At 38.8% G+C, this 17,905-nt stretch carries 21 protein-coding genes; 7 read left to right on the top strand and 14 right to left on the bottom strand.

Annotated elements, in window-relative coordinates; genetic code table 11:
• Positions 1-71: 71 nt before the first annotated feature.
• The gene (locus tag AC2TFD_RS07185; protein ID WP_484675365.1) at positions 72-1,061 is read right to left on the bottom strand and encodes a M14 family zinc carboxypeptidase; all 990 of its coding nucleotides are present in this window, start codon (positions 1,059-1,061) and stop codon (positions 72-74) included.
• A 150-nt stretch (positions 1,062-1,211) separates the two neighbouring features.
• On the opposite strand from AC2TFD_RS07185, the gene AC2TFD_RS07180 reads away from it, so the two are divergent.
• The gene (locus tag AC2TFD_RS07180; protein WP_335509629.1) at positions 1,212-1,466 is read left to right on the top strand and encodes a YhdB family protein; all 255 of its coding nucleotides are present in this window, start codon (positions 1,212-1,214) and stop codon (positions 1,464-1,466) included.
• A gap of 106 nt (positions 1,467-1,572) precedes the next feature.
• Here the strand turns inward: AC2TFD_RS07180 and AC2TFD_RS07175 are convergent, their stop codons facing one another.
• The 3 genes from AC2TFD_RS07175 to AC2TFD_RS07165 all read right to left on the bottom strand — a co-directional run bounded on the left by AC2TFD_RS07175 (position 1,573) and on the right by AC2TFD_RS07165 (position 4,615).
• The gene (locus AC2TFD_RS07175) at positions 1,573-2,295 is read right to left on the bottom strand and encodes an SDR family oxidoreductase (protein WP_335509627.1); all 723 of its coding nucleotides are present in this window, start codon (positions 2,293-2,295) and stop codon (positions 1,573-1,575) included.
• A 44-nt stretch (positions 2,296-2,339) separates the two neighbouring features.
• Positions 2,340-4,082: a phospho-sugar mutase gene (locus AC2TFD_RS07170; RefSeq protein WP_335568944.1), complete on the bottom strand. Its 1,743-nt coding sequence runs from the start codon at positions 4,080-4,082 to the stop codon at positions 2,340-2,342.
• A gap of 146 nt (positions 4,083-4,228) precedes the next feature.
• Positions 4,229-4,615 (bottom strand): YhcU family protein, encoded by a 387-nt coding sequence (locus AC2TFD_RS07165; RefSeq protein ID WP_335509624.1) that lies wholly within the window; start codon positions 4,613-4,615, stop codon positions 4,229-4,231.
• Positions 4,616-4,751: 136 nt separating this feature from the next.
• Between AC2TFD_RS07165 and AC2TFD_RS07160 the strand changes: the two genes are divergently transcribed.
• Positions 4,752-5,669, top strand: coding sequence for an RluA family pseudouridine synthase (locus tag AC2TFD_RS07160; protein ID WP_335509622.1), 918 nt, complete (start codon positions 4,752-4,754; stop codon positions 5,667-5,669).
• 33 nt (positions 5,670-5,702) lie between these two features.
• On the opposite strand, the gene AC2TFD_RS07155 is transcribed toward AC2TFD_RS07160, so the two are convergent.
• Complete coding sequence (locus AC2TFD_RS07155; protein WP_335509619.1) at positions 5,703-5,963, bottom strand: GlsB/YeaQ/YmgE family stress response membrane protein; 261 nt, start codon at positions 5,961-5,963, stop codon at positions 5,703-5,705.
• A gap of 324 nt (positions 5,964-6,287) precedes the next feature.
• Between AC2TFD_RS07155 and AC2TFD_RS07150 the strand changes: the two genes are divergently transcribed.
• From AC2TFD_RS07150 to AC2TFD_RS07140, 3 genes are all read left to right on the top strand, one after another.
• The gene (locus tag AC2TFD_RS07150) at positions 6,288-6,902 is read left to right on the top strand and encodes a DUF47 domain-containing protein (protein WP_335509617.1); all 615 of its coding nucleotides are present in this window, start codon (positions 6,288-6,290) and stop codon (positions 6,900-6,902) included.
• An 11-nt stretch (positions 6,903-6,913) separates the two neighbouring features.
• Positions 6,914-7,906 carry an inorganic phosphate transporter gene (locus tag AC2TFD_RS07145; RefSeq protein WP_335509615.1) on the top strand — a complete coding sequence of 331 codons (993 nt, stop codon included), beginning with the start codon at positions 6,914-6,916 and terminating at the stop codon, positions 7,904-7,906.
• Positions 7,907-8,016: 110 nt separating this feature from the next.
• A complete protein-coding gene (locus AC2TFD_RS07140) occupies positions 8,017-8,592 on the top strand; it encodes a YitT family protein (RefSeq protein ID WP_335509613.1) in 576 nt (191 codons plus the stop codon).
• Between the two features lie 52 nt (positions 8,593-8,644).
• Here AC2TFD_RS07140 and proC read toward each other — a convergent pair whose 3' ends face one another.
• The 3 genes from proC to deoC all read right to left on the bottom strand — a co-directional run bounded on the left by proC (position 8,645) and on the right by deoC (position 10,381).
• A complete protein-coding gene (gene proC, locus AC2TFD_RS07135; protein WP_335509612.1) occupies positions 8,645-9,448 on the bottom strand; it encodes a pyrroline-5-carboxylate reductase in 804 nt (267 codons plus the stop codon).
• A 66-nt stretch (positions 9,449-9,514) separates the two neighbouring features.
• Complete coding sequence (locus AC2TFD_RS07130; protein ID WP_335509610.1) at positions 9,515-9,685, bottom strand: XapX domain-containing protein; 171 nt, start codon at positions 9,683-9,685, stop codon at positions 9,515-9,517.
• A gap of 21 nt (positions 9,686-9,706) precedes the next feature.
• Positions 9,707-10,381, bottom strand: coding sequence for a deoxyribose-phosphate aldolase (gene deoC, locus AC2TFD_RS07125; RefSeq protein ID WP_484675364.1), 675 nt, complete (start codon positions 10,379-10,381; stop codon positions 9,707-9,709).
• Positions 10,382-10,570: 189 nt separating this feature from the next.
• On the opposite strand from deoC, the gene AC2TFD_RS07120 reads away from it, so the two are divergent.
• Entirely contained in the window at positions 10,571-12,748 is a 2,178-nt protein-coding gene (locus AC2TFD_RS07120; RefSeq protein WP_335509606.1) for an MMPL family transporter, read from the top strand.
• Positions 12,749-12,784: 36 nt separating this feature from the next.
• Here AC2TFD_RS07120 and AC2TFD_RS07115 read toward each other — a convergent pair whose 3' ends face one another.
• From AC2TFD_RS07115 to AC2TFD_RS07090, 6 genes are all read right to left on the bottom strand, one after another.
• The gene (locus tag AC2TFD_RS07115) at positions 12,785-13,126 is read right to left on the bottom strand and encodes a cupin domain-containing protein (RefSeq protein WP_335509603.1); all 342 of its coding nucleotides are present in this window, start codon (positions 13,124-13,126) and stop codon (positions 12,785-12,787) included.
• Positions 13,127-13,274: 148 nt separating this feature from the next.
• Positions 13,275-13,823: a 2-oxoacid:ferredoxin oxidoreductase subunit gamma family protein gene (locus tag AC2TFD_RS07110; protein WP_335509600.1), complete on the bottom strand. Its 549-nt coding sequence runs from the start codon at positions 13,821-13,823 to the stop codon at positions 13,275-13,277.
• Between the two features lie 7 nt (positions 13,824-13,830).
• On the bottom strand, positions 13,831-14,577 hold the full coding sequence (locus tag AC2TFD_RS07105; protein WP_335509598.1) for a thiamine pyrophosphate-dependent enzyme: 747 nt from the start codon (positions 14,575-14,577) through the stop codon (positions 13,831-13,833).
• Positions 14,574-15,638 (bottom strand): 3-methyl-2-oxobutanoate dehydrogenase subunit VorB, encoded by a 1,065-nt coding sequence (locus AC2TFD_RS07100; RefSeq protein WP_335568945.1) that lies wholly within the window; start codon positions 15,636-15,638, stop codon positions 14,574-14,576. Before AC2TFD_RS07100 ends, AC2TFD_RS07105 begins: the two co-directional genes overlap by 4 nt.
• Positions 15,639-15,657: 19 nt before the next feature.
• A complete protein-coding gene (locus AC2TFD_RS07095; protein ID WP_335509595.1) occupies positions 15,658-15,888 on the bottom strand; it encodes a 4Fe-4S dicluster domain-containing protein in 231 nt (76 codons plus the stop codon).
• 19 nt (positions 15,889-15,907) lie between these two features.
• A complete protein-coding gene (locus AC2TFD_RS07090) occupies positions 15,908-16,579 on the bottom strand; it encodes a hypothetical protein (RefSeq protein ID WP_335509593.1) in 672 nt (223 codons plus the stop codon).
• Between the two features lie 204 nt (positions 16,580-16,783).
• Here AC2TFD_RS07090 and AC2TFD_RS07085 point away from each other — a divergent pair, with 204 nt between their 5' ends.
• Positions 16,784-17,902: a metallophosphoesterase gene (locus AC2TFD_RS07085; RefSeq protein ID WP_335509590.1), complete on the top strand. Its 1,119-nt coding sequence runs from the start codon at positions 16,784-16,786 to the stop codon at positions 17,900-17,902.
• Positions 17,903-17,905 lie beyond the last annotated feature (3 nt).

Here is a 17,905-nt window from a genome sequence, read left to right as displayed (position 1 = left end):
CTCTTACCACAATGTATGAAGTAAATATTGGAATGATGAAACAAGATGTAAAAAACAACAAGTCTACCCACTTATTTTTGCTTTTGAACAAGTTTTTTTGCTTCTTCGGCCAAGGTTAGTCCCACATATTTATTTCTCTCCCACTCTGATTCAAAGACATCAAGCGGAGGGGAAGTTTCTCCAACAAGCGGGCTAATTTCAATCGTCATGGCAGGGCGATGGTATTTTGTAATAAACCAGTCGGTAAAACCTCCACCAGTAGCTTGTTTAGGCGGTTTAGCTAGTGGATACCCCGTCAGTTTTGAGATTCTTGCCGCAACCTTCTTGTCGCGTTGAAGGTGCCTGCCATTTTTGTAATTCCAAAAAATCTCTCTGCCAGATGAGTGATAGGCTATGGCAATTTCCGGCTTCACCTCGTCAATGAAGTTAGTTAAGTATATTACCTCTTTAGCAACTAATGGCCTTCTCCCCTTGTAAAATTGGTAATTAGGATATGTAGGTCCATCCTTCAGCCCCTTCCACCCCGCTGGATATTGTCGATTTAAGTCAATTCCAACTCCATTTGCTTTCCACCGTTCAAAGTTCTTTAAATCATCATTCATACGTAACAGTTTCTTGGTAAATCTATTGGGAAACGAATCAAGTTCATTTTGTTGGATGGTGACACCGTCAGGATTTAGCATAGGAATAAACCAGATGGATACATCATTTAATACATCTGTTGAAAAGGATCCAAATTTGACTTTTCTATGATAAGCGTCAGCATACTCCTCAAGTTTCTTTATTAATAGCATGCTTGTAATCCATTCACGCCCATGGTGGGCCCCAATTAATACAATATTTTTCTTTCCTTTTCCAAGCTTAATCGCGTAAATATTTCTTCCAAAATGAGTTTCCCCAATTTTTTTAACTTTTAATGCACGATATTGATGATTAATTTTCACAATATCTTCTTTCATTCCTTCATATGTATAAGGTTGTTTTGTATCAAGAATTTTAGCATGCGCAATATGTTCAATCTGGAAGGATACAACCAACAAAATGGAGAGTAGCTTCTTCATACTGCCTTCCTTTCGAAATGAATAATTTTGCTTTTATACAGGTAAATGTTGAAAACCGCTATATAATGGTTTGTCCAACATTTTCTGCGAAAGTTATCTGCAAAATATCATAAAATAAATTCAACTCCTAGTAAGGAGGAGACAAACCAAATGAATAAAATGGATTATGATCGAGCTTTGTACTATACACATCGATCTCAATGGGATAATTTACTGATACTCATGGTACGAACGAAAGATCAGTTCTTATCAAAAAGGATAGAGCAATTCCTGCATGCCTATCACTTTGAACGTGACTATTCAGTAATTGAAAAGAAATTATATTCACTGCTCCGTTATATCGACCATGCTAACGAAAACAGTGATCCTGATAATAATGAGTTACCGATGTATAGTCTTTCCTGAAAAAAACAAGTGGATACCATTTTTGTTGAGAAATACTTAACCGGACCAAAGAATTCCACCAAAAAAACGGCTTCCTAACTGGAAGCCGTTTTAAAAGTTCTTTATATTAAGCAATGGGATATTGTTGAACAAGCGGATGAAGGACAATTTCATCGATAAGCATATACTTCGGTGCTGAAGCCATATAGACAACCGCATTTGCAATATCTTCCACTTTCAGCCAATCTTGTTTCTCCGGTAAACCTTGTGTAGATTCAGCAAAGTACGTATCCACCATACCGGGGTTGATCGTCCCTACACGGATACCATATTCACGAACTTCTTGTGCGACAGAACCAGAAAAGCCTTGAACCGCATATTTCGTTGCGGTATACGCTGCTCCGTTGGGAATCGTATATCTGGCTACATCTGAAGCAATTGAAATAATGGTGCCTGATTTGCGCTCTTTCATATGAGGCAGGACAGCTTTCGTAGCAAGAAACACACCTTGGACATTTACTTCAAACGCCTTTTTCCATTCCTCCAGCGTTACTTCCTCTGTTAATTTAAAAAATCCAATACCAGCATTATTAACCAAAAGGTCCACCTGGCCATATTCTTCGATGGTCTTTTTTACTACTTGCTGTAAGTCTTCTTCCTTTGAAACATCAGCTTGAATCGGCAATATATGTGGAAAGCCCCTTTTCTTAAGTTCATCAGCTGTTTCTGATATTTGTGCCGAACTCCCAATAATTGCTATCTTCATTCCTTGCTCCGCAAGTTTAACCGCAATTTCTTTACCAATACCTCTAGAAGCACCAGTTACAATGGCGATTTGATCCTTTAGCATGTTGTTCTTTCCTTTCGTGATGAAGTACTTAACTGCGTCGCAAATTAGTTTCCTGTGACCATTTTAATTTTTTCGTCAACCAGTCCCATAAAGTTCTTTTCAATTTCCTGTAACTTGTTTCTGCTTTCCTCTAAGCTTACACTATTTACTCCAAAATAGAATTTAACTTTTGGTTCCGTTCCGGATGGTCTCAAGCAAACCCATGATCCATCAGTAAAAGTATATTTTAATACATTCGACTTTGGTAAATCAATTTTTTCCTCACCATTTGCTGTTTGGCGGATACCTGTGAGGTAATCCTCTGATAACGCAATAGTTAAATTTCCAAGGTTCTTGATTGGCTCTGAACGGAAAGAAGCTAAAATGCTTTGAATCTGTTCAGCCCCTTCTTTCCCTTTTAACGTTAACGATCTTAGGCCTTCCTGGTAATAACCATACTTTTCAAATACCTGCAGTAAGCCTTCATAAAGTGATTTACCTTGTTTTTTATAATAAGCGCAGACTTCTACTGCTAAAACAGCTGCTTGAACTGCATCCTTATCCCTTGCAAAATCTCCAATTAAATAACCATAACTTTCTTCATAACCGAATAAGAAAGAATACTCACCAGTTAATTCATACTCCTTAATCTTTTCAGCAATAAATTTAAAGCCTGTTAACACATCAAAAGTAGGAATTTTGTATGCTTCAGCAATTTTTCTGCCGATTTCCGATGTCACAATCGTTTTTAGTACAGCTCCATTTGATGGAAGAGTACCTTTGCTTTGTTTTTGTGTCAGGATGTAATCCAACAATAAAGCTCCTGTTTGATTTCCTGTTAACACCACATACTCACCTTCATGGTTTAGAACAGCGATTCCCAAGCGGTCTGCATCAGGGTCTGTTGCGATTAATAGATCTGCTCCCACTTTTTTACCGTCCCGAATCGCTAATTCAAAGGCAGCATGTTCCTCAGGATTTGGACTTTTCACGGTTGAAAATTCGGGATCTGGCAGTTCCTGTTCTTTGACAACGGTTACGTTGGTATATCCCAATGCCTCTAAAGCTGCACGAACAGGTTTATTCGCTGTTCCATGCAACGGTGTAAATACAATCTTCACATCAATTTCTTTTGAAATCGATGGATTTTCTGAAATGGTTTTTAATTTTTCGTTATAAGCTTGGTCAATCTCTGCACCAATGGTGTTAACTAACCCAAGGGCTCTAAGATTTTCCTCAGTGTCAACCTCAATTATCAATTCATTCGCTATTTCGTTCACCTTCGCAATTACCTCGTCAGCTGCCTCTGGCGGCAGCTGACCGCCGTCAGATCCATATACTTTATATCCATTATATTCTGGCGGATTATGGCTTGCGGTAATAACGATCCCAGAAAAGGCATTCAAATACCTTAATGCAAAGGATAGTTCTGGAGTTGGTCTTAATTCATCGAATACATATGTTTTGATCCCTTTAGAAGCAAGTGTTTTGGCAGCCTCCATACAAAACTCTGGAGATTTATGTCTTGAATCGTATGCAATGACGACTCCACGTTGTTTTGCCTCACTGCCTTGTTCATCTATGTGCGCAGCTAGTCCAGCGGAAGCTTTGCGAACTGTATATAGATTCATCCGATTGGTACCAACACCAATTTCCCCTCTCATTCCGCCAGTACCAAACTCAAGATTTTTATAAAAAACTTCTTCAAGTTGTTTTTCATCGTTTTTGATTTCCTCAAGCTGCTGCTTTAGCTCTTCATTTAAAGCAGGAAACCCCATCCACCTGTTTGCATTTTCTTTCCAACTCATGATTTTTCCTCCTTGTTCCTTCCATACTTAATTATTGTTTGTTTCTCCCAAAAAACTTACACCTACTTATTGTATATTGTATCTTTAGTAGTTCCAAGGATAAATTAATAAAAAAATGCCTGCAATTGCAGACATTTTCCTCTAAATTATATAAGTAACTCATTAGCGGCTTTGATATAAACACTAAATACACTGTTTTTCATATTTTTTGCTTCAACGAATTGCTCAAACTCAAACGGAAAGAAAAGACCGAATTCTTGTAATGTGGAAACATTCTTATTAAATAATGCTTCATATTGATCATCTAATGTTGGAGACTCCAATATCGAAATTACAGTTTGCATACTTGTCATCACTTGAAAAGCATCTTTTAATGTATTAAAGTCATCTGGAGTATGCAATACTTTTAATTCTTCAAATTCACTAATTTCCTTATCCGTAAAGTAGAGTGGAAAAACAGTTGAATAGATATACCTCACAAGTCCACTAATTTCTTCTTCCTGACCCGGCGTCGAGGCAAAGACAATTTTCACTTGTAACCCACCTTTGCGATAACAATAATCTATCGTAATATATATACATAAGAATAGCATATAAAAAGTAAAATTCACGGTGGTAATTATAACCACGTCAAAACTTGCAGGGGTATCCCAGGAAAAAGGAGTAAAAATGCTTACATACACGCGAAAAGGCAATTGGATGGAAATTATTACACCAAGAAAATGGGAAGGAAAAACACTTGAAGATATCTTTCGAACGGAATGGCAGGTCCCGAAGAAACTTACTCATCATTTCCGCATGGAACAAAGCCTATTAGTAAATGGAAATAGAGCGAATTGGAATTTACCACTTACAATAGGAGATAAGATTCTTATTAAATTATTTGCTGAAGAAGAGCAAAATACTATACCTGCCTTCGTTTATGATGTACAAGTTTTGTTCGAAGATGACCATGTTATTGTTTTTAATAAACCACCTTATATGAACACTCATCCGAATGATGATTCTGATACAAACTCACTTGTAAATGCAGCTCAGTTCTATGCCCAATCAAAAGGAGAAGTTATGATGGTTCGGCAGATACATCGATTAGATAGGGATACATCCGGTGCTATCCTTTTTGCAAAACATGGATTAGCGGGTGCTATCTTAGATCGAATGCTTGAGAAGCGCGAAATAAAAAGAACCTATCTTGCCCTCGTCCAGGGTCACTTAAAGAAGAAGAAGGGGACAATAATAGAGCCAATAGGACGAGACCGGCATCACCCGACTAGAAGAAGAGTATCTGTGACTGGGCAAGAAGCTAAAACACATTATCAGTTTCTCAAAGAAGATCATGGGGATTGTTATGTAAAATGCTGGCTAGATACCGGAAGGACCCATCAAATACGTGTCCATTTTAGCCATATCGGCCATCCCTTAGTAGGCGATCGATTGTATGGGGGCAAACCACTGTTTAAGCGGCAGGCACTGCACGCCGCAAAATTGGAGTTCCCCCACCCTATAACGGGTGAAGAAATTATTTGCTATGCCCCGTTTATAGATCAGCCCCCTATATTTAGAGGAATCGATGTCTATCGTATTTAATGCAAAAGGCCCCCCATTTTGGGAGGCCTTTGCTTATTTATCTGTCTGTTTTCTAAATGCCCTCATAATTAGTGATAACAGGAAGACCAACGCCACAGATCCGACAATGGCGGGGATAATCGCAAAATCTGCAACCACAGGTCCCCAATCTCCTAATAATGCAGTACCTAGCCAAGCACCTACAAACCCAGCAATTATGTTACCGAAAATACCACCTGGAATATCTCTACCTAAAATAAGACCAGCTAACCATCCAATAACGCCTCCGACGATTAATGACCAAATGAAACTCATTCAGAACACTCCTTTTTAAAATCATTACTTTAATGACACGGTTTATTATTGATAAACATTGCTGCCGTGTACCCTTAAAATACCCAACATTTGAATTTCCATACAAAGGATTATTCTTTGTTCCGAAAAATACATAATAATATTTGGTCAGGTAACATTAATGAAATAAATAATAATCTATATTGATAGACTGAATTAACAGAATTTTCTTTTGTTAAGTTTTTGTAAATTAGGTTAATTTTTTGTGTTTTTTCGTTCTTTTTCCTATAAAATGTTGTCCGTTGGTCTAATAATTTTTACATACTATTTAGGGGGATTCATACAATGGCGAAAAAAGTAGATAAATTTTCTGGTCTTTTACGTAATATTTCTTCTAATTTAACCGAAGGCGCAGATTACTTTGCTGATTATAAATTAAAAAATGTTAGTGACTTGAAAATTTTCTCCGAAAAGATGAAAGAGATTGAAACGAAAGGTGATTCTTTTGTTCACGAAGTAATTAAACAATTAAATGATGCCTTTATCACCCCTATTGAAAGGGAGGATATTCTTCACCTAGCTAATAGTATGGATGACGTACTAGACGGATTGGAAGCAACAGCTGCATTATTTGAAATGTATTCCATAACTAAAGCGGATGATTTTATGCTTCAGTTTGTTAGCGCCATAAAATCCAGTGTTCATGAAATTGATAAAGCGACTGATTTGTTAGCGAATAAGAAATTACCTCAAATGAGGGAGCATGCAATAAAAATAAAAGATTACGAATCAAAGTGTGATAACATTCTACGTCAATCGATTAAGCATTTGTTTACAGTAGAAAAAGACCCAATTAGAATTATTCAGTTTAAGGAAATTTATGAAAATCTTGAGGATATCGCTGATAGCTGCCAGTCAGTTGCGAATACACTTGAAGCCATCATCATGAAAAATGCCTAAGGAGCAAACAAATGGATATATTAATTATTTTAATTGTCATTGGTGCCCTTGCATTTGACTTTATTAATGGGTTCCATGATACAGCAAACTCAATCGCAACCTCCGTTTCAACAAAGGCTCTAAGACCGCGGCAAGCTATTCTCTTAGCAGCAATCATGAACTTTGTTGGGGCAATGACGTTTACAGGTGTCGCAAAGTCAATTTCAAAGGATATCGTGGATCCTTTTACGCTTGAAAATGGATCACTGGTTATTCTAGCAGCATTACTCGCAGCTATTTTTTGGAATCTATTGACTTGGTACTATGGAATCCCAAGCAGCTCCTCTCATGCTATTATCGGTTCTATTGCTGGTGCTGCGCTAGCTTCTGCAGGTTTTGGTGCACTTAACTATAGTGGATTTTTGAAGATCATCCAAGCGTTAATTATTTCACCACTTTTAGCTTTTGCTGTCGGTTATATTGTTTACAGTATTTTTAAAGTGGTGTTTAAAAATGCAAATTTAGCGAAGACAAACCGGAATTTCCGGTTTATGCAAATTGCTACCGCTGCACTTCAATCGTATTCTCATGGTACCAATGACGCTCAAAAAGCGATGGGGATCATCACTATGGCACTAATTGCGAATGGTTACTTAGGCGGTAATGCTGAAGTTCCATTTTGGGTACAGTTCTCCTGTGCGCTGGCAATGGGACTAGGTACATCTGTCGGTGGATGGAAAATTATTAAAACCGTTGGCGGTAAAATCATGAAAATCAGACCTATTAACGGTGTAGCAGCGGACTTAACTGGTGCAGCTGTTATCTTTGGTGCAACCTTCTTACATGTACCAGTTAGTACAACACACGTTATTTCTTCCGGTATTTTAGGGGTTGGTTCGGCACACCGCATAAAAGGAGTTAAGTGGGATACAGCGCAGCGGATGCTGATAACTTGGGTGATCACTCTTCCAATATCAGCTGGAATCGCAGCCATTTCTTATTTCATCTTAAACCTGTTTTTTTAGCATACTACTTTAAAAGAGGATGGTTTTCCCATCCTTTTTTTATTTTCGGCACTTCTAAATGGAAATCCTCTTCATATTTTTTATGGAGGGACAAGTTTGGAGTGAGCGAAATGAAACAAAAAATAGCCGCCATGCTGATTGGCAGCTTATTATTAAGCCTTGGTGTCAATGGTTTTCTCGTGCCTTATCATCTTTTAGATGGCGGCGTGATTGGTTTAGGATTAATTATTCATTATTTTTATGGATGGCCGACAGGGCTGAGTATGATTGTTTTAAGTCTTCCTCTCTATATCTTGGCATGGTTTTATGAAAGACGTTATTTTTATTACAGTCTGCATGGATTAATTATTTCCTCTTTCTGTATTGACCTGCTATCCTTTATAAATGGAAAAATAGAGGTTGGCATTTTTCCTAGTACAATCATTGGAGGCATTCTTGTAGGAGTTGGAATCGGGCTCATGCTGCGCTACGAAACGAGTACGGGTGGAACTGATTTACTTGCCCAGATACTAACGAAATTTACCTCCATTAATGTTGGAGTTATCATATTTTTAATTGATGGTCTTGTCATTACAAGTGGAATTCAAGTAATTGGATTAGAGAAATTTTTCTACTCTTTATTAACGATTATTTTTGTAGGCTTAATGACATCTCTGACAGTGATTAAAAAACCCCAAACTTATTAATGTAAAAGGAAAGAACCTACTCCATTGTAGGTTCTTTTCCTATTAAACATCGTTAAGTTAGTGATTTTACTTTTTTTGTACAGCTTTCCATCGCTTCGAGGATGGAACCGCGGAACTGCATTTTCTCAAGGGTGGATACGGCTTCAATTGTTGCTCCCCCAGGGGTGCAGACATTATCTTTAAGGACTCCTGGGTGTATTCCCGTTTCAAGAACCATCTTAGCAGCCCCAAGTACGGACTGTGCTGCTAGACGATACGCTTTATCCCTTGGAATACCTTGGAGTACACCACCGTCTGCTAGGGCTTCAATGAACATATACACATATGCAGGTGACGAGCCGCTTATCGACGGAATACCATCCATTAATTTCTCTACGATTCTTTCAGTCTTACTAAAGGTATGAAAAATCTGTTCTACTTCCACTATTTCATTTTCACTCAATACATCATTTGGACAAATTGCACTCATCCCCTCACCCACTAATGCTGGGGTATTGGGCATAGTCCGTATCGTTTTAATCCGAAAACCAAATTCACGTTCAATATCTGCTAATGTAATCCCTGCAGCAATCGTAATGATTATTACATCGGGGTTAATCTCGTTACGAATCTCAGCTATGACCTTTGAATGTAAGTCAGGTTTTACAGCAAGAAAAAGAATATCTGCAAATCTTGCCACTTCTTTATTATTCGTAGTCGCTGCTATTTGGCAGGCGGTTTTTATCTTATCAATCGTTTCTTCAGAAATAGCACTTGCCATAACATTTTCTCTTGCTATTTGATCTGTTTTTAGCATGCCTTCAATCATAGCTTGTGCCATTTTCCCTGCACCGATGAAGCCGATCTTCCTATTCACCAAGCTCACCCTCCAAAAGTATTAAAAATAGAGACAGGGATCACAGCCTGTCTCACGTAAAAAACTTTATTTATTGAAAAAACTAACCATCCAATTGGCAATAACGCCTCCAAAATAAACACCAAAAACCCCAACTACTGCGGAAAATACTGGAGGGGCCGGTAATGGCAGCCTCATAAATTTAAATATGATTCCTACAATTAATCCAGCAATTAGTGCCAATACTACTTCTTTCATTTTTATCCCTCAAATCGTTAATTAATAATTACTTTGAGAAATTTCACCTTTACTAATCGATACTCCAGAACTTGCACCAATACGAGTAGCTCCTGCTTCGATCATAGCAAGTGCCTCCTCACGGCTGCGAACGCCTCCAGAGGCTTTCACACCAATATTTGGCCCGACAGTTTCCCTCATTAAACGAATATCTTCAACTGTAGCACCGCCTGTAGAAAACCCAGTAGAAGTTTTTACAAAATCAGCCCCAGCGTTAACGGAAAGTTCACATGCTCTAACCTTTTCCTCGTTCGTTAAAAGACATGTCTCAATAATAACTTTTGTTAATGCTTTGCCTTTCGCTGCCTCAACAACTGCTTTGATATCCCTTTCCACTAAATCATCTTGTTTATCCTTGAGTGCTGCAATGTTGATCACCATATCGATTTCATTCGCACCATTTTCAATCGCATTTTTTGTTTCAAATGCTTTCGTTTCAGATGTAGATGCTCCCAAAGGAAAACCAATTACGGTACATACTTTTACTTCTGGGGTTTCTTTAAGCATATCTGCTGATATTTTTACCCAAGTTGGATTCACACATACGGAAGCAAATGAATATTTCTTTGCCTCTTCTACTAACTTCACGATTTCTTCCTTGGTTGCATTCGCTTTTAATAATGTATGATCAATCATTTTAGTTATATTTTGAGTCATATTTTTCATCCTCCATATTTTAGAAAAGCATAAATTTTATGGTTAATATTCACAAATGTAACTATAACAAAACGGGTAAACAATTGTAAATTAGTTATCGAACTAATGTAATATTCAAATTCTTTTCCATGAACTGGTTCTGATATACTAGTGTAGGGAATCAAAACCTATGATAAAGGAGGGGTAAATTTGGAGAGACTAGGGGGATTCACATACCGTTATCGGAAATGGGTACTAGCCCTTTGGGTAGTACTGATTGGGTTATCAGTGGTTTTTGCATTAAAATTACCTGCCGTTTTAAGTGGAAATGGCTTTGAATATAAAGGTGAATACAACGAAACCAGAATGCTCCTTGAAGAGGAATTTGGACAAGCCAAGTCATCCATCATCCTTGTTTTTGAAAAAGAGCAAACTGTTAACAAAACAGACTGGAATCAATTTATCAATGATACCTTTGAGAAATTAAAAGAGTTCGATGGTGCTAAAAGCATTACCAGTCCTTTAGACAGGGACGGAATGATGAAAGGTGAAATTGCTTATGGTCTGATAGCTTTTGATAAAAAAGCAGAGGATCTCGAAGAGGAAATTGATCAATTAAAAAAAATACTGAAAAACAAACAGGGACTATCTGTTACGATGACGGGTGAGCCGATTATTGTTCAAGATCTAAATATCGCAAGCCAAGAGGATTTAGCAAAAGCAGAAATGATTGGATTACCCATTGCCTTGATCGTGTTGGTCCTTGCATTTGGAGGGTTAATTGCTGCCTCTATTCCAATTGTAATTGGTGTGTTATCCATTTTAACTACAATGGGTGTTGTTTTCTTTTTTAGTTATGGCACCGATTTGACGATCTTTATTTTAAATATTGTCCCGATGATTGGGCTCGCCTTAAGTATTGACTTTGCCTTATTATTAATAAACCGCTACAAAGAGGAATTACATACCAAGTCGATTGAAGAAGCGATTAAAATTAGCGTCGCAACCGCTGGACGATCCATTATCTTTTCAGGTCTTTGTGTTTTTATTGGCTTATCCGCTCTCTGGTTCATTCAAATTGATATCTTTCAGAATGTTGCATTAGGCGGGATGGCCGTTGTATTGATTTCGGCCTTTTGTGCTTTAACCTTTCTTCCTGCCTTGTTAGCGGTTATCGGTACAAGAATTAACAAATATAGCATTCTTCGTTTCAAGGATACAAAAACAAGTATATGGCATAGGTTTGCCAAGTTAGTCATGAGGCACCCCGTTGTTATGGCAGGGTTATCTCTGGTTATTCTTCTAGCAGGACTTGTTCCCGTTGCCCAAATGACTATGTCAATTCCAGGAACAGAATCCCTTCCTGAAAAATATCCATCTAGAATAGCCATCGAAGCCTTTGAAAAACATTTTATCCCGAAAGACAAACGAACTGAAAACAAAGTTTCAATTGTTATAGAAACGCAAGGTAATATGATTGAAACCAGCAATCTTGAGAAAGTAAACAGATTTCTTGAGAAACTTTCGAAGGATAAACTTGTTGATACGATTGATTCTCCTTTTTCTGCAACGGGAGTGGACGACACGTCAATTTTATCGCAATTGCTGCGTTTTGGTCCAAAAGAACAGACAGCACCGATCCTTGATTACTTTGTCAGAGATAATAAAATGCTGGTTGACGTGTATTTAAAGACTACTGATCATTCTGCTGAAGCGAGACAATGGGTCCGTGATTGGTCATCAAATGGAGATGAAAAACTAACGACCCATTTCGGTGGAGCAATTAAGTTTGAACAAGAAATCTTCGATGAGATATTTGAGAAAGCACCATATGGTTTATTATTAATTGTTGTCTCAACCTTCTTCATTCTCATGGCTGCCTTTAGGTCCATTCTCATTCCACTAAAGGCGATCGTAATGAACATCTTGAGCCTGAGCTGTACATTTGGAATTGTCGTCTGGATTTTTCAGAAGGGGCATTTTGGAGTAGAGCCTGTTGATATCGCCTTGATCTTACCAGTGTTTGTGTTTACCCTTGTCTTCGGGCTTTCAATGGACTATGAAGTATTTTTAATCTCGAGAATACAGGAATTTTACTTAGAAACTGGAAATAATACGGAAGCTACCATATCCGGGTTGACGTACACAAGTAAAATCATTACCTCTGCCGCAGCGATTATGATTGTCGTAACAGGAGCTTTTGCCTTTACAGGAGTTATGCCGATTAAACAGCTTGGCGTCGGCATCGCAATTGCCATTTTCATTGACGCCACCATCGTTCGAATGGTCCTCGTTCCGGCGTTGATGAAGTTGTTAGGTGACTGGAACTGGTGGTTCTTTGGAATTAAATATAAAGGTAAAACAAAGAATACAAAGAAGCCAGCATGATTTAAGCTGGCTTTTTCTGTTTAGATCGCTTACTTACTAGATATTTTTAGCATATTCTTCACTTGGTACCTTACTTAAAACTACATATAAGCTTACGGGTTCAGTGCCTGTATGGTTAAAGGCAAGTTCTTCTTCTCCACCTACATGAACTAAATCCGCTTCAGATATCACGGTTTCCTGACCATCAATGATGAGTGTACCGCTTCCTGTTACTACATATAGATATAATTCAGTACCAGGGTGCTTATGCACCGGAAGCTGCTGTCCAGGCATAAAGTTTAACACAAACGCTGTTGTTTCCCCTTTTTTGTAGATAATTCGTTTTGTAAATCTCTCTTCATTAAATTCCTGGTAGGCTTTTACCGAATTTTTTTCCATCCTAAATTCCCTCCTAACGTTGTCTTACTTATATCTTAACTGAAAATTATTTTCAATTAAGTGAAGCGTGTCACTGTTTATTCTTTCTTACATTTCCCTGAACAAACCATAAATAAGCCAGCCTGACAAACTGTCTGGCTGGCTTATCTCACTTTACCGTGACCGAAACCATTGCTGCTCCCTTACGCAGTGCTTGTTTGTTGACTTCGATTAAATGATGCTTGTCTTCTGACAAGACTTTCTTCAATGATTCGATGATGGAGTCACAGGTAACCACTTTTGTAAGTTCGATAAATGCTCCTAATAAAATCGTGTTCGCGACCCGTGCATTTCCAAGGTCCGCTGCTATATCGGTTGCAGTTATTTCAATTATTTCGACATCGCTTCGGTCTGAAACCCTTGTAACTAATGAGGAATTAATAATCAGTAATCCCCCTGGCCGTACACGGTGCTCGAATTTTTCGAAGGAAGGATTATTTAGAACGATCGCAGTCGAAGGATTTGTGACGAGTGGCGAACCCACGGGTTCATCGGAAATAACTACCGCACAGTTTGCCGTACCGCCGCGTTGTTCTGGACCATAGGAAGGCAGCCAGGATACCCCCTTTCCTTCAAGCATCCCCGCATAGGCAATCAACTGACCCATCGACATAACTCCTTGTCCGCCGAATCCTGCAATAATTATTTCTTGCAACATTGTTACTTCACACCCTTCTGTTTTTAAAAACACCTAGAGGGTAAACCTGGATCATGTTTTCTTTTACCCATTCAAGGGATTCGTAAGGATCAAGTCCCCAGTTTGTCGGGCAGGTCGATAATATTTCAACCATTGAAAAGCCAAGACCATTTCTTTGTGCTTCAAACGCTTTCCCAATTGCACGTTTTGCTTTTTGAATATGTGGTACATCATGTGTTGAGACCCTTTCGATGTAGGCAGTTCCATCCAGTGTTGCCAACATTTCACAGACTTTAATCGGCAAACCCTGAACACTTTCATCACGCCCCAAAGGGGTTGTTGCTGTTTTTTGTCCAATCAAGGTTGTTGGTGCCATTTGTCCGCCTGTCATTCCATAAATGGCATTGTTAACAAAGATAACCGTAATCTTTTCCCCTCGAGCCGCAGCATGAATGGCCTCGCTAATGCCGATGGAGGCAAGATCGCCATCACCTTGGTAGGTGAAAACAAAGCGGTCTGGCAAAACCCTTTTCACACCTGTAGCCACAGCTGGTGCTCTTCCGTGTGCAGCCTGTGTCATATCACAGTTAAAGTATTCATACGATAAAACCGAACACCCAACAGAGGCAACTCCAATCGTATCTTCTAAAATATCCATTTCTTCTAAAACTTCACCAACAAGGCGATGAATTACACCGTGAGTACAGCCAGGACAATAATGTGTAGGGGTATCGGTCAAACCGCTTGTCTTTTTGAAAACTGTCTTCATCGTCATACGGTAATCACTCCCGTTACACTCAAAATCTTCGCATAAATCTCTTCCTGCGTTGGTACAACTCCACCTGTCCGTCCATAAAAGTCCACCTCTGCATGACCGTTAACAGCCAATCTTACATCTTCAACCATTTGCCCAGTACTCATTTCCACAGAAATATATCCTTTTACTCTATCTCTTGTTTCCAGGAAAGGTTTTTCAGGGAAAGGCCAAAGTGAAATCGGCCGGATTAATCCAACTCTTATGCCTTGCTGCCTTGCTTTATTAATGGCATTCATTGTAATTCTGGCAACTGTGCCAAAAGCAACCAAAATATAGTCCGCATCATCCGTTTTATAAGTTTCGAAGCGAACCTCATTTTCTTTTATTCTTGCAAACTTTTTCTGTAATGCCTCGTTACGCATTTCAAGCGCTTCTGCATTAAGCTCAAGCGAGGTGATAATCTTAGGAGGACCGTCGCCGCGGGTCCCAGTAGTTGCCCAATTCTTATCCGGAAGTTCAGATTGGGCCTCTTCTTCAAATTCTACTGGCTCCATCATTTGTCCCAGCATCCCATCCCCCATCAGAATCACAGGTGTTCTGTAGTGATCTGCAATATCGAATGCTGCACTCGTCAATTCGACAATTTCTTGTAAAGAGGCAGGTGCCAACACTGGGATATTGTAGTCACCGTGACCACCTCCTTTTGTTACCTGGAAGTAATCAGATTGGGCAGGCTGGATATTACCTAAACCTGGACCACCTCGAACAATGTTTACAACCACGGCAGGAAGCTCCGAACCTACCAAATAAGAAATCCCCTCTTGTTTTAAACTAAAGCCAGGGCTTGATGATGAAGTCATCACCCTTACACCTGTTCCTGCAGCACCATATACCATATTGATAGCGGCAATTTCACTTTCAGCCTGCAGGAAAAGCCCCCCAACCTCAGGCAGTCTTCTCGCCATATAGGCAACCAGTTCGCTTTGCGGTGTAATTGGGTAGCCAAAAAAGTACTTACAGCCTGCTTGGACAGCAGCTTCTGCTATTACTTCATTTCCCTTCATTAATACTTTCCCCATAAAGAAGTCTCCTTTCACGTTAAACGGTTTGCAATACCTTTACCGGTCTGTATACCGATATCACAGTATCCGGACAAATTTGTGCACATTTTGCACAGCTGATACAATGCTCCTGATCGGTTACCGCAGCCGGACGGTACCCTCTTCTATTCAAATAGTCTGCGAGAAAAATAACATTTGCCGGGCATACCTGTACACAAAGCCCACACGATTTACACATGTCCTCATGAAAAACAACCTTCTTTTCCACCTGATTTCATCTCCTATCCTTACCAAGGTACTCTCATAAAACGTTTGATAAACATGACTGGATGATTTATCGCAAAACTTTCTGCTTCCTTTTCTAAGTCGACAGAAATAGTTGTACAAACCAGTGGTATTGAAATCACGTCAGATATTCTGACTCCCAACTCATAACCCTTAAGGATGTCATCCATGCTCGTTTCATTCCCAATATTGGAATTGTTTATGACTCCAGTCACCTTTAGTCGCGATGCCTTTTCGATTTGTTCAATCGTGTAACTCGCTCCTTTCAAGGTGCTGACATAGGGACGATTCGCATTTAAAACAAATAACAGCTCAGGTTCTAATGACTTCCATTCATGATAATATTGCCCTAATACTTTGGCTCCATCTATGTCACCACCTGCGTCAATTATTAATCTATAGCGATCGTCATGTAATACACGATAGATTTCACCAGATACAATTGGTAGATCTGAGGCTGCGAGGCGGTTATGAGGGGCAATTAAATCTACGTCATGCTGCAGAAAAATATCGGATACATCTCTTGAGCGAAAATAAGGGTTAATAATATCTAAGTCATTAATAGCTGTTTTCTCATATAGTTTCTTTTCCTTTAATGCTAAATTAATAGCGATTTCAGTTTTCCCACATCCAAAATGTCCTGTGAGAATAATAATTCTTTTATGTAATTCCAATGGAATGAACACCTCCGCCAGGAATTTTTGTAAACACTTACAACACTATCACGTACCTAGCCTACTTTTATTATAAATGACTTTTTCACCCAACTGTGTTGACCAATGTCACAATTTAATGAAAACGAGTCTTTTCTAATGTATCAACCGAAACCATCTGCCAAATAATACATATAATTAGAAGTTTAGAGGAGGCTCTCATTAGTGAAAATTAAAAAGTTTTTCCCATTACTCTTTCTTCTTACAGTAAATTGGACTTTATTTCCTTCCATGATGTCCGCAGAAACCACTAAAGCAGACAACAATGGAATAATCGATTTACGCATTCTTGAAACAACTGATTTACATGCTGCTTTAGTAAATTATGATTATTATCAAACAAAAACGGACAACAGTATTGGACTTGTAAAGACCTCTAGCCTTATCCATCAGGCAAGAAGTGAGGCAATGAATTCTCTTTTGTTTGATGATGGTGACCATTTAAAAGGGAACCCCCTTGGTGAATACTTAGTACGGATCAAAGGTATTCAAAAAGGAGACATCCATCCCGTTTACCGTGCCTTTAATTACTTAAAGTATGATGCCATTACAATCGGCAATCATGAACTAAATTATGGGTTAAAATTTCTAAAAACAGTTTTGAAGGGGGCTAAAATGCCAGTTGTTAATGCAAACGTTTATTCAGCAATTAAAGCCAAGCCCTACTTTAAGCCCTATGTCATTTTAAAAAGAAAAATGGTTGATAAACAAGGGGCAGCCCACAATATAAAGATTGGTGTCATCGGTTTCATGCCGCCGCAAATTATGAAATGGGACAAAGCAAACCTAGAGGGTAAAGTGATAGCCAGGCCAATCGTGGAGACAGCCAAGGAATTTGTACCAATCATGAAGGCTGAAGGTGCGGATATCATCATTGCCCTTGCTCATACGGGAATAGATAGTGAGCCTTACCATCCTGAAACAGAAAACGCAGTCTATTACCTAAGCGAAATAAAAGATATTGATGTAATATTGGCCGGACATTCTCATAGCGTATTTCCCGGAAGCACCTATAAGGATTTACCAAAGACCAATATTAGTGAAGGGAAAATTAATGGAAAACCTGTAGTCATGGCAGGTGCCTTTGGAAGCCGGCTTGGAATCATTGACCTTCAGCTTGAGGCTAATGCTGGAAAGTGGAAGATCCTAAAAAGCACCTCATTTACTAGACCTATTGCCGATGAAAACGGAAACCCACTTGTGAAAACTGATAAAAAGTTATATAAACTGATTAAACCAGAACATCAGGAAACCGTTGACTTCTTAAAAAAACTTGGTATATAGAAA

Source organism: Neobacillus sp. plas4, assembly GCF_057221695.1.
Note: the sequence above shows the minus strand (reverse complement) of the source record. Positions and strands in the feature narration are given on the sequence as shown.